The following is a 14,849-nucleotide window of genomic DNA, read 5'->3' as shown; positions in this document are numbered from 1 at the left end:
GGCACGCGTCCGCTCAGGAACCAGACGGCGGGACAGCGCGGTCGAACAGCGGTTCGAGCAGGTCGTTGACGAACACGCCAGGTGTCAATTCGATGCGACGCATTAAGTGCGTTTGCAGCTTATCGACCAGAAACAGCATGTTGTTTCGGCTGCCATAGGCCTGATAAAGATGGCCAAGTCCCCCGTCTAACAAGTGTTTGATGAATGCCTCGGCGAGTGCCTGCCGCGACTCGAATTTCGCCAGCCCAAAATTGGCATCGTAGAACCACGATGCGTCGCCACTCAGGGTGACGGACATCGCATGCGCGCGTGTTTTTATCAGGTACGAATTCACGCCCGCGGACTCTGAAGTCAATAGACGGAAGAGCTCTTCGATTGTTAGAGCGTTGTCGGTGAGGCGCACGCCGCGCAGCGGTATTTCAAGCTGTCGTGCGTTGACGTTGGAATGCAAGGCGATGAGGCCATTGCGAAGCTTGATCGCGGCGTCCGACTTCGGCGCTTCGATGGCGTTCCGGATATTGCCGATGAACGCGTCTTCTTTGCCCATATGCAGGGCGGCGGTCATCGCGCGCGTCAACGGCAGGCAGAAGCCGGTATGGCCGTCGGCATTGCTGTTGATATAGGCCGTTTGCGTGAACGCCTCGAGTGTGCCCCCGGCTTCGCGCACTTGCGCGGCAACGATCCTGGCGTTGACAAGGGCTCGCTGCGTGGCTTCGAACCGTAGCGCATCTTCGACTCTGCGCGCCAGAATGCCAGCTAGCTTCGCGTCTTTCGGATCCAAGCTGATGAGGTCCAGCTTGAGCAGATCGGCGGGGCGATACGTTTCATCCCACTTCAGAAAGCTGGCACCGGCCTCCTGCTTGCCCGCCGCGAACGCCGCGCGCTCCGCCGGGTCGGCGGAATTGGCCAGCGTGGCACACTTCGCGCGATATTGAACATCGACAAATTCGCGGCTGATGTCTTCGTGAAAAACCGCTGTGATGCCCGCTTCTGAATCCGACATCATCAAATCGGATTCGAGCACCCATTCGTAGCCATAGGTTTGCGATATCGACGGCCCGGGCCCCGCGATGCCCTTGGGATCGGTCAACCGCCAGGTGCCTTCGGCGGGGTAGTACTCGATGGCGAATCGCTTATCGCCCGACGCGACGATCAGCCCTGTCTCTCCCCGATACAGATTCGGCATTAGCATCGTGAGCCGTGAGAGCGGCGTGCGGTCGACGAACGGCAGCAACTCTCGTTGGACGGCCGTACTGGCCCGGTAGTAGCAGCCGATCGGAATGCCGCCGGTGATGCCGGTGAGCAAAGAGGCCCACCCCGCCGAGCTGACGGCCTCGTCGCCAAGCGCGGCAGACATTCCCCCCAACAGCATGTCGGTGGCCGACAACACCGCATTGGCTTCCATCAGGCCCGGAATGGGCAAGCGAAAGGCGGTGCCCAGCCCGGTGATCCAATTGATGGCCGTCAGCGCATGTAACAGCAGAACGACCGGTTCCGCCGGATCTCTGGGGACTGAGTGGAGGCTCAGTTCGCTAGTGCGTTCACGGAAGACCTGGACATATGCCGTGAACGGATCTCCTGTCATGGGGGCGCTGCGGGAGATGAGGTGCGCCAATGGCGCGTCGGAGCCGACGAGCGCCAGCAAGCTCTTGAGCGCTTCGCCGTGCTCGCCGTGACGATCTTCACGCGAGAAGCAGCTGAGCAGGCGAGTCCGTCCTTCGAGCGTTTGTGCTTGCTGCTCTAGCCAATCGTTGTATTGCTTCCGATTCGCGAAGGCTTTCATGTTGTTGTCTAACAAGCGCGGTGCCCAGATTAGGATCCAGCCCGTCGTCTGGTCGGTAAATTCTTGAATCTCCGACACGGCCACCCCGATGCGCAGCCACGAGGCAATAACCGTCGAATCCGCAGGGTCGAAAGTGTCTTGCACATGATCGAGGTCGAGCGTATCGAAGCTCGGACATCGCGTAATCTGGCGCGCAATGTCGGCCCCTTCACGCAGTAACAATCCATCGTGATACTGCATATACGCGTCGATGGTGAACGAGGACTTCAGCGTCGTTCGAACGTTTCCCTGGTGTTCCGACCAGAATGTGGTCAGCGCTCGGGTTTGCTCGGCGACGAATGCCCCGGTATCGATCAGTGAGAGCAACGCCTCTGGCGTCAGGCTGCCCACCGCGAACGAGCGCGCCCCGACTGGATTTGCATCGAGCGAAAAGATGACTTTCGCGCTAGGGGGCACGGTGCTCGGGCGCGTCCCCTCGGCAATGTCGATGACGAGCTGGCTCAAGGTGACCGTCCCGGAGGACTGCACCGGTTTCCACGACTGGTGGGCGAGCGGACTCGCCCGCTCATTGATCTTGTAAATGTGAACGAACACCTTCGCCGGATTGAGCGTCACGCCGGTGGCGGTCTTGATCAACTGCGCGACATAGCGCGACGCACCTTCATGAAGGTCGGGAAGCGCTCCTGAAATGGTGGCGCGCAGCTCAACCGCATCGCGTACCTGCTGCATCGTTCGCAGGCGAAGATTTAACTGGCGATCGGCGGGGAGCGTGTCTGGGTAGCCTCTGGGCCGGGACGCCGCGAGTTCGCTTTCAACGACTTCCGATGGCGCACCGGCGAGCCACTGCGTCCATGTTTGGCCGCGCGCATCGCTCACGACCTCCTGTCCCGTGTCCATCGTTTCTCGATGTATGACGGTGAAGGCGACATCGAGCGACATCTGGATCAAGTCGTCACCGGTCTCCGCGAGGGTAATGTTGCACATTGCGCCATTCACGCAACGCTGCGAGACGCTCAACGGCAGGCGCTGCACCAGTTCGTTGTAGAGGATCGATTCATTGCCGCGCAACAGGTCATTCCTCAGACCTTCCATCGACGCGAATTCCTGGATCGGTGCCGAACTGCCCGCCACGTACACGATGAGTCGACCGCTTTCGCCTGTCGTGCGAAGGGAGGTTTGAGAGACCGCAAACATGCCGCCCGGTTGCAGTGTGCCGTTCTGGCCGGGCACACCGACATCGAACCGGTAGCCTTGAATATCGGTCATGTCGGAGTCGGACGACGCGCGTGCCGCCGCACTCGGCGCATAGACGACCAATTGGGCAAGAATTAACCCGGTATGGGATATCTGACCGGCGGCATATCGCAGCTTCGAGTCCTCTTCCAGCATCTCTTTCCAGTGGCTGTACACGATCACTTCGGAAGCCAGGCGACGGTCTGAGGCGGCGAGCCCGCCAAGCGTTTCAACCAGACGCGTGCGGCTCGTCTGAATGGCGTCGACGAACGATGTCACGTTGAGTGAGGGCAATTCGTCGACGGGCAGGTAGGGCGAGTGTTTGGGCGAGTTGTGCGAATAGATGCCGTATTCCGCCTCGGTACCGGGCAGTGCCTCGCCGGACGCCAAGAGTTGCACGGCGGCGTCGGTCAGCGATGTCGATGACACAAACCCCGTGCGGCGCCATTGCCCCGGTGCCAGGTCGCTCGGATGAGTGAAGTATTTGAACCGGTTCAAGAACCATCGATCTGGATCGAAGTTTGCGCCGGTGCCAGTGCCGCTCTTGGCGAGTTTGTCTTTGACGCGTTGCTTCCAATCCGTGAGCGGGGCGACATATTGCGCGATGTCTTGTTGCGCGAGGTGTCTATCCGTCTGCGTGATGGCGAGGTCCGTTAGGCGTTGGCTCGTGGTCGAGGGCGATAGCGGTGAGCGGGGGGCGGCGTTTGGCGGGGTGACGTCTCGGCGGGTGAGGCGGTGGGGCTGCAACTGATGCGCCGGGTGAAAGGGTTCCGCATGCAGGTGCTCCAAGGCCTGCGCCAGCGTCGTCGTGCGTTGGGTCGGCAGGCCTTGCGCCGCGGGGAAGGCGAGCGGATCCGCCCATAAGGGCACGTTCATCGCGTCGGCGACGCCAGTGACGACGGTGTCGAGACAGTTGCCGATGGCTCGGCCGATGTCGTTGAATTGCGAAGCCTGCGGCGAAACGGTGGATGTGTCGGATGCGTTGGGTAGGTCGGATACGTTGGATATGTCGGGGCGGGGTGTGCCGTTAAGCGCGTAAAGCAAGCCAGTCAACGTGCCCGCGAGGCCGTGCTTGTGCCATGCCGGATGCGTCGGGCCGGACGTCACGTCTTTGGCAAGCGCTCGGGCGATCGCCTCGTAATCGCGATCCTCGCGCCACGGATCGTGACCGGACCCCGATAGCCACAGCCACATAAAGGCTTGCTTTACCCGCTGCTTCCAATCGCTGCCGGTTTCGCAAGGCCCCGCTTCGGGAGGGCAAGGCACGTCGGCTTGTGTTCTCTCTTGCGAGCGTCGGATATCGCGCAAGTTGCCCGGGGAGGCGACACGCGCAAACGTTTCGGCCAATGTCTCGTATGGACGGCGTTCCACCAGCGCGCGCTCAAGCGACGCGAGAATGCCGGGGGCGAGATCGGCGTGATCGTTGAGTGCCTGAACGATGGGGTCGTTCTCCTGGCTCAAGAACTCGGCGACTTCGGCCAGCGGCGTGCCGGTGAGCGTGAGCAGCAAACTGACGCGAAGCTCTGGATGACGAGCGCAGGCGTGCTCCATGCTGCTGGCCCACAGCGCCGTGTCCTCGGCGTGCAGCTTGGCAAGCAGGGTTTGGAACGTCTGTCGATCGACGGGAGCGGCAGCGGGAAGCGTGAGTTGCGGTGTGCGTTGTGGCGTGGGCACAGGCGTCGCCGTCGAGGCAGGGATTAAGGTGGTTTTCGTAGCACTAATGTTAGTATTGCTAATCATTTTGACGGGAGCAGCGAAAAGAACGTCGAGAGGATGAGGCGGCGGGGTAGGTGATGGATGGTGCGGGCGGGGAAACAATACCCGCTATCTGAAAACGCTCATTGCGCCGCCGGGTGGGGGTTGGGTAACGGTGTAAAGTGACTGCTTCGCGGGACTGCACTGCCACGCGATTTCGATATCCGCACGCACGAAAAGGAGGCTGTCATGGCGACACTTGATTACTATTTCGAGGACTTTTCCGTTGGCGACACGTTCGATCTCGGGACGTACACGTTCTCCGCCGACGAGATCGTGCACTTCGCCCGTCAGTTCGATCCGCAGCCGTTCCACGTCGACGAAGCGGCTGGGCGCGCGTCCCATTTCGGTGGTTTGGTCGCGAGCGGCTGGCATACGTGCAGCATCATGATGCGATTGAATGTCGACAAGCTGCTTGCGCGCTCGTCGAGCATGGGCTCACCTGGTGTGGAGCAAATCGAATGGCTTGCGCCGGTGCGTCCCGGCGACACGATCAACGTGACCAGCAGCACCTTGGAAGTGCGGGCATCGAAGAGCAAACCCGATCGCGGTATCGTGCGCCAACTCTGGACGGCCACGAATCAGCACGGCGAGGAAGTGTGCCGGTTCCGCGGGACGGGGATGTATCTGAAGCGCGGGGCCTGATTCGGCATGCCGGGCAAACCCGGCGATCGCGGGGTGACCTGTCAACGTTGACAGTTGTGCCGTTTTCCGACGCTCGTAACATGGGTTGCATATTGCCAACAAGGCGAGGTGCGTCATGGATACGAAATCGGTTGGGCGGGCAACGATCGTCACCGTGTTTAAGGTCAGAAGTGCCTCAGGGTCGGAGAGAACGTACAACAACGGGCTTTGCCAGATTAGGCTCGAATTCGAGATCGTCACCGACGCCCCGCTGTCGCGTGAAGAGATCGCGACGCTCACCATCCTCGATGCCAACACGAAGCAGTTGATCCCCATCATCAAGGATGATGAGGAGAATGTGCCCGTGCCGCAGGGCACTTGGGGCTGCACGCGCGCGAAGAACGACTACGATTTCTATTCGCCGGGCTTGGAGATCGAGCCTCAGCAGACCAAGAACTACACCGAATTCCAACACTATTACGTGCAGACGGCCGACTTCGCCAATGCACGCAAGACGATCGGTGCGCGTATCAAGCTGGAAAATAACAGGGAGTTCTTCTCGGCAGAAGTCAACAGCGCCGACGGCAAGATCGACCTCATTCCCGTCGCACCGGCCAACCCGCCGTTTTCGGCGTGGAATCAAGACTGGGAGCAGACGTACAAGTTCAGCGTCGGCGCAAACGTCAATGTGACGATCTACTACCTCGGCATCGTGCTGCCGAGCGGCGCACGCCTGGGGATCAAAACCATGGAGGTCGCCCCCGCAAGCTTTGCCAGCACGTTCAAATGGCTCAGCCCCAACTCGCAAAGCGGCGCGTTCTGCGGTTACGCCGTGCCGCCCGACGACCCTCAGCCGACATCTCCATTCGTCTATTCCCAAGAGCAATTCACGGGTAACTACCGGGTGTCGAAGAACGACTGGCCGCGTTACGCATGCGGTGCCATCGCGTTCGTGTCGAACAATAGCCTTGGCCCATTTCAGGCCGGCGCGAACGGACAAGGCTGCACCTACCTGTTACGCGACCAGTACGGCACCCCGTATCGCGTGCGAGTCGCGATCACGCCAGAGTGCGATGCGCTGACACTCAGTCAAGCCTGATTGCCTTCAGGCCCACAACGACGGGGGCGCATGATGACAGACACCGGACAAGAACGGTCTCAGGCCGATGGCGGCGCACTCTACTCGGGCGCGCAGAGCTTTCTGAGTTATCTCGAGAAGGGTGTCGATCCTCGCACCGGCACCTACCACATGCGGGTTTCGTTGCCGAAACTGGCGATGAATGCGTTGACCGGGCCGGACCTTGCGTTGTCGCTAGGCTTCGACGCCTTGCAAAACGCCGACGTCGGCCTGGGGCGAGGCTGGTCATGGGGGATGAGCCGACTGAGCCCCGATGCGAAGCGCCTGTCGCTGGCCGACGGGGAGACGCAACTGGCGATCATTTACGACAATCGGATCGAGTTTCCTGACATGAAACTTCCGACGTTCATTGCCCAGAAATCGGGCGACATCGTCACGATCACCTACCGCTCGGGTCGCCGTGAGCGGTTGCAGCGGTTCGACAGCCAACCGTTATCGCCTTATGTCCCGATTGAAATCATCTCGCCACAGGGCCGCTCGATCCATCTGGCCTGGGAGCATTTCGAAGGGCATCCCATGCTGGTGTCGATTGCCGATCATGAGCAACGAGAATTGCTGCGAGCCAGCCGTACCTTGCAGGCTGCCACGATTACGTTGGCCGGACCCGGCGGCAACGCCATCGACTTTCGTATGTTGCTTTCCGGCGATCTGGTGACGTCGATTGAACTGCCGATTCCCGGGCAAGTGGCATGGCGGCTGCGCTATAGCCGTTATACCGCCGCCGATCTTGCGATGCTCACCGAGGTGAGTTCGCCGACGGGCAGTGTCGAGACTATCGTCTATGACGACAGGGGGCACGCGTTTCCGCTGCGACTTGGCGAGTTCCCCGACAAGGAGCCGGAGCGGCTGCCATACGTCGTGCGTCATGTGCTCGATCCGGGGGCAGGGCAGCCGCATCGTGTGACGACTTACACCTACTCGACGCATAACTTTCTGGGGTTCGAGGCCGGTGTCGATTGGGAGGATGCGTACGACGCGCTTTACAAGGTCACGCACGACTATCGCTATTCGAGTACGGAATCTAAGCTCGATGCCGACGGGCGCGCGCAAGTCGCGATTTATCGCGAATACGATCGCTTCCACGCCACGCGTATCGAGCGCCGCACCGAAGGGGATTGCGAACAGACCCAATTGACCGATTTCCACGACGAGACGGGGAAGTCGTGGTACGAACAGCCGGCCATCGTCGGCCTGATCAAGCAGCGCACCGTGCGTTATCGCCGCGGTGGTGTGTCGCGCGACGATGTCACCACTTATACCTATGACGCTTGGGGCAACACGACCGAGGAGATGGGGCCGGACGGTATTGCAGAGCGCACGACTTACTACGCACCCGCTGGCGAAGACGGCTGCCCGCCCGATCCGATATGGGCGACGCCACGTACTGTGAAGACGACGGTCATGGTGCCGTCGACGCTGATCGAGAGAAAGGCAAATACGAAGGCCGACACGGTCACCACTCGTTACCGCTACGCGTTGTTGCCGTCGATGGCACCGCAAGCGCCAGGCTATCTCGAATGCAGCCAGCAAACACTCGAAACGCCTGATGGCGTTCAGAAGACGATCACGTACGAGTACGACGACAACGTGCTTTCGCTGCTGCTGCACGGTCGCTTGTGGCAGCAAGTCGAGACCATGGGCGGACGCAGTATCACGACGGAATTCGCTTACGACGTCAACGACGGCGCCTTGATCACCGACGAGTCGACCTACACAAATTTCGACGACACGGTCAGTCAGGCGACCCGGCACGAATCGGTGATTTCCGGGGAGGAAACGCGGCGCGAGAACGGCGACGAAATCGTGACGTTCGTGCGCGATGCGCTCGGCCGCGTGGTCGAAGAGACCATCACGCCGAAATCGGGCGAGACCGCATACACCACCACGCTCAAGCACACGTTTTCACTGGCGGGGCAGACGGGCGGTGACGTGAGTCAGACGACCACGACGGCGTCGGGTGTCGTCATCACGCAGCATTTCGAGGGCACCGGTCAACTGGTGCGCGAGACGCGCATGGCCCCCGACGTTGCGCAAGGGGCGCATGTCGAAGTACGCCGTATCGACTACGACGCGCTCGGCCGTGCGCAGCGCGAGGTTCAGCGCGACCTGCACGACACGCAGACCATCGCTGTGGAGACGCATTTCCACTACGACAACTGGGAGCAGCAGGTGGCGGTGGAAGGGCCGGGCGGTTTGACGGAGCACACCGAGTTCGATCCGATTACGCGGGTCGAGACGCGCTGGACGTCGGCGGGCGAGGCGCGCAGCGCTCGCGTGACGAGGCAGATGAATCGTTTCGAAGCGGCGGATTGGGAAGAGCGCCACACGGTGGACGAGAAGTTGATCAGCCGCACGGCCTACACCTATGACGGACTCGGGAGGTTGGCCAGCGAGACCGATACCCGTCAGCGCCGCACCGAATACACCTACGATTTTGCCGATCGCGTGATACAAACGAAATTGCCCACGAGCGATGTGATCGAGACCGGCTACGCGCCGCATGCCGACACCGAGGAGGTCGCCTCGATTCGCGTGAACGGTATCGATCTGGGCCAGCGCGAATTCGACGGTTTGATGCGCGTGCATTCGCAGACGGTCGGGGGGCGCACGACGACGTGGGAATTCGATGCCGATCGCACCCAACCCCGCGAGGCGCACATTCCTGGCGGCGAGGTCGTGATTTACGAGGTCAACCCATCGCTGCCGTCGAACGTGAAGAGCCGTGCAAACGGTGGGGTGCTCACCGATTACGGCTACGACGAGCACTCCGGGCTGTTGCTGCACGCGCGCAGGCAGACGACCGGACAACCGGAAAGCGACTATACGTGTAAGCGGTACGCCGCCGGGAACCTGCTCAGCGAGACGTGGCGCGAAGGTGATACGTCGCGCAGCGCATCGCATACCTGGTCGATACTGGGCGCGCCGCTGAGTTACACGGACGTGACCGGCCGCGAGCATAAGTATGACTACGAGCCTGACACCGGCCGCCTTGACACCGTGCATTGTGGCGACGTCACCGTCGAGATGATTTACGACGCACTAGGCCGGATCGGTGAGCAATGGGTGACGCAGGCGGGCCAACGCAAGTTGACCACGACGTTCACTTACGACGACGCGGGCCGCGAAACCTTGCGCGAATATGTTGCCCCCGGATATCCGACGTTTTCCATCGGGCACCAGTACGACGGTTTGGATCTGATCTCCATGCGTGAGCGCAAGCTCGGTGCGCAGCCGATGCTGGTCGAGAACTTCGAATACGACGCGCGTGGTCGGCTGATCTTGTATTCCGCCGTCGGCGCAGAGACGGCGCCTCACGATCCCCATGACCCGGCACGGCGAATTGAACTCCAGCAATGGGAATACGATGTGCTCGACAACATCACGCGTGTCATGACGTGGCATTACGGCCCTGCCGCGCCCGTCGGAGTGGCCGAGTATCACTACGAAAACGCCGATGACCTGACCCAACTCACGTCGCTCGTGTACGAAGGCTACGGCGCGGCAGACGGCACGCAGTCGTTCGAGTACGACGACGCCGGTCGAATGGTCGTGGCCGAGAGCGGCTACCGCGTGCAGTACAACGCGTTCGATCAGGTGCTCTCCGTGTCGCGCGGTGACACGGCGCTTGCCGCCTATCGTTACAACGGGCTCGACGAGCAGTGCATCGTGACACCGGCGGGGCAGCCGCCCCGCGAGCGCGTGTTTCGAGAGAACCGGCTGGTCACGGAGATTCGCGGTGCGCTGTCGCGCGTGTATCTCGACGGTGGTGCGGGCGACATCGATCAGTCCGGCGCGTTGCGGGTCTACGCCGTCGATCAAAAAGCGAGCGTGATGCAAACCTACGACGCGCAGGCAGCGCGCGTGCTGGTCTATTCACCGTCGGGGTATCGCGAGGCAAGTGCCGCGCTCGACGGCGTGCCCGCCTTCGATGGGGAGACGCCCGATCCGGTCACGCAATGGCTATGGCTGGGCAATGCGCGGATGTACTCGCCGGTGTTGGCGCGGTTCCTCGTGCCCGACACTTATTCGCCGTTCGATGGCGGAGGGTTCAATCCGTATGCGCGCATCGATCCGGTCAATGCGACAGACCCCAGCGGTCACCTTCCCAGCTGGTTGAGCGTTTTGGTGAGCGTCGCAACCTCAGCGGTGGCGATCACCATCAGCGTCGCGACGGCGGGCGGCCTCACCGGCGTGGGCATTGCGCTTGCCGTGACGGCGAAGGCGGCGCTGGGGCAGGTGGGATTGGTGGCGGCGGGAAGTGCCACTGCGCTGGCCGTTGCCAAGGGGACGACCGTCGCCACCGCCGTCTACACAGCGGCCAAAGTCACGTTGGGCGTGATGGGCTCGGTCACGGCGACCACTTCGGTCGGGGTCCGATCGACGGGCGATCATGAAACGGCGGCGATACTCGCGTTCGCGGGCGGCATCATGACGCTGGGGTCGATGGCGGCGGGCTGGAAAGGAGTACTCCGAACGTATCGAGGGCTGACCAAAACAAGGCTGGATGCCGGTGCTGCCGCGAGACAAGCGAGTCAGGAAACGGGCCGGCGTGCCAGTTCGGTTTCGACGCAGGGTAGAGCGAGTCCTATCGCGTTGCGTCGACTGCGCAAGGCGTCCGACTTTGGACGCGGACGCGCGAATTCGCTGGATGCCACTCGTGGCCACACCCCGCGGACGTTGGAGCGGAGTACATCGATGATGAGGTCACGAAAGATCAGCTCAACATGGCCGCGTGTCGTCGACAGTGTCACCAGCGCGTTACCCGTCGGCCTGTCCAGCGTTGAGCCCGGTGTGCGTACAGAAGGGGCGCCGGTCAACGTTGAAACGGTACCTGGTGCGTCGTCGAATATTCGTACCTTCGGCAACTCCTCGAAGGTTTCTGAAAGCATGTTGTTCTGACGAGGCACTTGCCATGCTTCTCGCGAGGGACATTCGTATGACGCAAGCCACATTTTTTCCATTGCTGTTCGACTCAGAAGTCGAAACCAATGGCGTGAGCGAGGCGTATCTCGCTGCCAACGAAAATAAGGTACCTGCCCAGATTCGCGTGTTCCCGCAAAACACGGAACCCGGCGACGGCCTGTTTTTCATGATCGACGGGCAAGATGTACCGTCGATGGCGCGCGTGTTGACGGAGGACGACAAGCTCAATATCCCGATCCTCGTGCACTTCCCGGGAGACGTATTGCGTGCGTTGTCAGAAGGCGAGCACAACTTTGCTTACCGGTGCGAGAAGGTCGACGGCACCGTGATCGGCATCTCGCTCGACAAGAGTATTCAGGTGGTGCTGTTGCCGCCGCTGGACTTGGTGCCACCCTCCGTATCCGATGCGCCGGACGGACGGCTCAATCCGATCAATGCACTGAGTGGCACGGGGGTGCATGTGCGCTATGGCGGCATGCGTGCGGGGCAACGGGTGCAAGTGCACTGGCATGGGACTAGCGGTGCAGGCAGCATCGATACCGCTTGGCTGACCGTGCCTTCGAGCGTTCCCGATTTTCTGTCGTTCGAGATTGCGCCGTTTTTGGTGGCGGCGAACGTGGGGGCGACGGTCCACGTGTCTTACACGGTGGATCGTGGCGGCGACATGAGGGAATCGCAGCCGTTGTTGCTCACGGTGACACCATTCGAACTGCGCGACATGCCGACGCCGCAATTGCCCGATCTGGCCGGTGGCGATCGTATCGAGCCCGACAAATTACCGAACGGCATGCGCGTCGATCTCCCGAGCTGGAAGTTGGCGTTTGAGGGGCAGCAGCTCTGGTTTTGGTGCGATGGGGAGCGCGCGGGGCAGTCGGGTGAATACCTTCACCACATGCGCACGGCGCATCGGGTGACCTCGACAGAGGCCGCGCAAGGCGTCTTCACGACGGTGCCCGCGTCATGGCTCAAGCCGCTCAAGCATGGCTCGCGGCTGTTCATTCAATACGAGATCGGGTTCCACGAGGGCGGTCGACAGAACGCGCCGCGACTGTCGTTTGAAGTGATCAACCCCGCGCAAGACACGGGCAAGGGAGAGGCATCATGACCAGTACCATGCGATTCAGCCTTTGGAACGCGTTGAAGGGTTTGCTGATCGTCAGCGTCGGATTGCTCGGCGCATGTCAGTCGGTGGTGCAGCCGACGAACTACGCGTTGCCGACGATTACGATGCACAACAAAAACGGCGACCAAAAGTGTTCGTTCTCGCTGTACGACGGCGGCGAGATCAATTTCAAGAACACGAGTAACTGCGACAACGACAAGTACTACAGCTTCGAGATCACCGGTGCCCACGAAGGCATGGCGATCGAATTCCACGATGCCCCAACGTGCAACGGCTCGGAGCCTCATGCCAATTACGTGGTGTCGTTCAAGAACGGCGCCGGGCCGATCGGGAGCGTGGCCAGCACGAGTGTCGAGCAGAGCATGGGTAAATCGGTGGGCACGCGGTTGACCGATGGCGCGGGCAACGACGTGCTGATTGCCGACGGGTATAAGAGCGGGCAGCTTGTGGACAAGGTGTCGTGCGTGAAAGTGTCGATGCTGCTGCCCGATGGGCCATTCCGAATTCGCTCTCGGAGATTTCCCGATATGTGCCTGACAGGCAATCCTGCAATGGGCAATCGCATTAACTTGGCGGCGTGCGCCGATGGCAACGCCTATCAGATGTTCTTCGAGAAAAATGACGCGGAACGCACCATTTATGCCGTGTGGGTGCCTCGTGAGAAGAATTTCATCCCGTTCATGCGATATGCGTTCTCGTCGGACACCTCGCCTTGGTTCGTGGATCTGCTGCCCAGAGCGGGCGTCGTAGGAGACCCTTTGCGCTACCTGGCGAGAAACGGGCAATTGGGTACCTGGCAGGGGTGTGTCTGGGGGGTCAACCACGTCGAGGGGGGCATTGTTGTGACGACCTGTAGCGGCGACGACCCTGTCGCTGGCGACAAATGGTCGATGGAACTCACCACCAAGGCGCAGAAAAAGTGATGCGACGCGTGCGGGGGCGCCCAGTCTCGTCTGGGGCCTCCGCGATTGCGTTCGACATCAATGCGATAAATCGCTCACTGAAGCCGCCGGCGCATCGCGCTTCACTTGCGTGATGCCGTCTTCCATTTGCTCGGCGGACGAGAACATCTGACTTTGCCCGATGATTTCGCCGTTGCGCGCTTTGAGCACGAAGTAGGGGCGCCCGGAGGTGGACGTCTTGCGTTCGAAGCGATGGTCTTCAGCGGAGTTTTTGCGCACGGACTCGATGCCGTTCTGCGCCGAAGCGCGCGCCTTATAGGTTTCGGAAGACAGGATGATATGGCCGCTGTCGGCCAGCAGGTGAAAGTGGAATTCACCGTTGGGACTGCGCTTGAGTTCGAATTTGCCTGACATATGTGGATCTCCCGGATCTTCCAAAAGCCAGTGGCGGGCAATGCGAATGGCAAGACAGCATCCGGTGTCGCCCATGCGGCGCAGACACCGGGAATTTTCGCTAGATTAGCACCGCCGTCGCCTTGGCGATACCTCGCGATAGGTGCACATTGTTTCGAAGTGTAAACGACTTGGCGCGGGACAGGCCCCGCAGCGGGGCCTGTGGCGCTTATCAGTGGTTAGCGGCGCGCGTACTGCGTGGCGCCGAACAGCATCTCGCGCGCCTTGTCGTCCTGCAACGGCTTGCGGGCATCGGCCAGCACCTTGATGCCGCGCTGCACGGCCGGGCGCGCCTCGATCGCCTCGAACCAGCGCTGCACGTTCGGGAAGTCCGACATCTCCACGCCCTGATTCTTCCACGAGCGCAGCCACGGCCAGATGGCGATGTCGGCAATGGTGTACTCGTCGGCGGCGACATAGGGGTGATCGGCCAGACGCTTGTCCAGCACGCCATACAGACGCCGCGCTTCGTTCGTGTAGCGCTTGATGGCGTAGTCGATCTTCTCCGGCGCATAAATGCGGAAGTGGTGCGCCTGACCGAGCATCGGCCCCACCCCGCCCATCTGGAACATCAGCCATTCGAGCGTTTCGTACTTGCCGCGAACGTCTGCGGGCAGGAAGCGGCCGGTTTTCCCCGCGAGATACAGCAGGATCGCCCCCGACTCGAACAGCGAAATCGGCTTGCCGTCCGGACCGTCCTCGTCGACGATGGCCGGGATCTTGTTGTTCGGCGAAATGGCGAGGAAAGATTCCTTGAACTGGTCGCCTGCGCCGATATCGACGGCGTGGGCGTGATAACCCAGCCCGCACTCCTCCAGCATGATGTGGACTTTATGACCGTTGGGCGTGGCCCACGAATAGACCTGAATCAATTGCAGCTCCTCGAAATCAAAGGGCGTCGGAAGCGCATCGACA

The 14,849-nt window shown here is 61.2% G+C and carries 8 protein-coding genes; 5 read left to right on the top strand and 3 right to left on the bottom strand.

Annotation, left to right across the window (positions count from 1 at the left end):
- Positions 1-13 precede the first annotated feature (13 nt).
- On the bottom strand, positions 14-4,690 hold the full coding sequence (locus tag PPN31114_RS07270; protein ID WP_150678738.1) for a dermonecrotic toxin domain-containing protein: 4,677 nt from the start codon (positions 4,688-4,690) through the stop codon (positions 14-16).
- Between the two features lie 270 nt (positions 4,691-4,960).
- On the opposite strand from PPN31114_RS07270, the gene PPN31114_RS07265 reads away from it, so the two are divergent.
- The 5 genes from PPN31114_RS07265 (at position 4,961) to PPN31114_RS07245 (ending at position 13,502) form a co-directional block, all read left to right on the top strand.
- Positions 4,961-5,416, top strand: a complete 456-nt coding sequence (locus PPN31114_RS07265) for a MaoC family dehydratase (RefSeq protein WP_150678737.1) — start codon at positions 4,961-4,963, stop codon at positions 5,414-5,416.
- Positions 5,417-5,531: 115 nt separating this feature from the next.
- Positions 5,532-6,494, top strand: a complete 963-nt coding sequence (locus tag PPN31114_RS07260; protein WP_150678736.1) for a hypothetical protein — start codon at positions 5,532-5,534, stop codon at positions 6,492-6,494.
- A 30-nt stretch (positions 6,495-6,524) separates the two neighbouring features.
- Positions 6,525-11,432, top strand: coding sequence for an RHS repeat-associated core domain-containing protein (locus PPN31114_RS07255; protein WP_150678735.1), 4,908 nt, complete (start codon positions 6,525-6,527; stop codon positions 11,430-11,432).
- Positions 11,433-11,469: 37 nt separating this feature from the next.
- Positions 11,470-12,561, top strand: a complete 1,092-nt coding sequence (locus tag PPN31114_RS07250) for a hypothetical protein (protein WP_150678734.1) — start codon at positions 11,470-11,472, stop codon at positions 12,559-12,561.
- Positions 12,558-13,502, top strand: coding sequence for a hypothetical protein (locus tag PPN31114_RS07245; protein ID WP_150678733.1), 945 nt, complete (start codon positions 12,558-12,560; stop codon positions 13,500-13,502). Before PPN31114_RS07250 ends, PPN31114_RS07245 begins: the two co-directional genes overlap by 4 nt.
- Positions 13,503-13,559: 57 nt before the next feature.
- Here PPN31114_RS07245 and PPN31114_RS07240 read toward each other — a convergent pair whose 3' ends face one another.
- A complete protein-coding gene (locus tag PPN31114_RS07240; protein ID WP_150678732.1) occupies positions 13,560-13,895 on the bottom strand; it encodes a YegP family protein in 336 nt (111 codons plus the stop codon).
- Positions 13,896-14,113: 218 nt separating this feature from the next.
- Complete coding sequence (locus tag PPN31114_RS07235) at positions 14,114-14,806, bottom strand: glutathione binding-like protein (protein ID WP_150678731.1); 693 nt, start codon at positions 14,804-14,806, stop codon at positions 14,114-14,116.
- Positions 14,807-14,849 lie beyond the last annotated feature (43 nt).

It is taken from the genome of Pandoraea pneumonica (assembly GCF_902459645.1).
Classification (GTDB): domain Bacteria; phylum Pseudomonadota; class Gammaproteobacteria; order Burkholderiales; family Burkholderiaceae; genus Pandoraea; species Pandoraea pneumonica.
The sequence above is the reverse complement of the archived record's forward strand: the minus strand, read 5'-3'. Positions and strand labels throughout refer to the sequence as shown.

What these genes read in the sequence shown, in the direction of transcription:
- PPN31114_RS07265 (WP_150678737.1), top strand. Translation starts at nt 4,961, where the DNA reads ATGGCGACACTTGATTACTATTTCGAGGACTTTTCCGTTGGCGACACG.
- PPN31114_RS07250 (WP_150678734.1), top strand. Translation starts at nt 11,470, where the DNA reads ATGACGCAAGCCACATTTTTTCCATTGCTGTTCGACTCAGAAGTCGAA.
- PPN31114_RS07240 (WP_150678732.1), bottom strand. Translation starts at nt 13,895, where the DNA reads ATGTCAGGCAAATTCGAACTCAAGCGCAGTCCCAACGGTGAATTCCAC.
- PPN31114_RS07260 (WP_150678736.1), top strand. Translation starts at nt 5,532, where the DNA reads ATGGATACGAAATCGGTTGGGCGGGCAACGATCGTCACCGTGTTTAAG.
- PPN31114_RS07245 (WP_150678733.1), top strand. Translation starts at nt 12,558, where the DNA reads ATGACCAGTACCATGCGATTCAGCCTTTGGAACGCGTTGAAGGGTTTG.
- PPN31114_RS07255 (WP_150678735.1), top strand. Translation starts at nt 6,525, where the DNA reads ATGATGACAGACACCGGACAAGAACGGTCTCAGGCCGATGGCGGCGCA.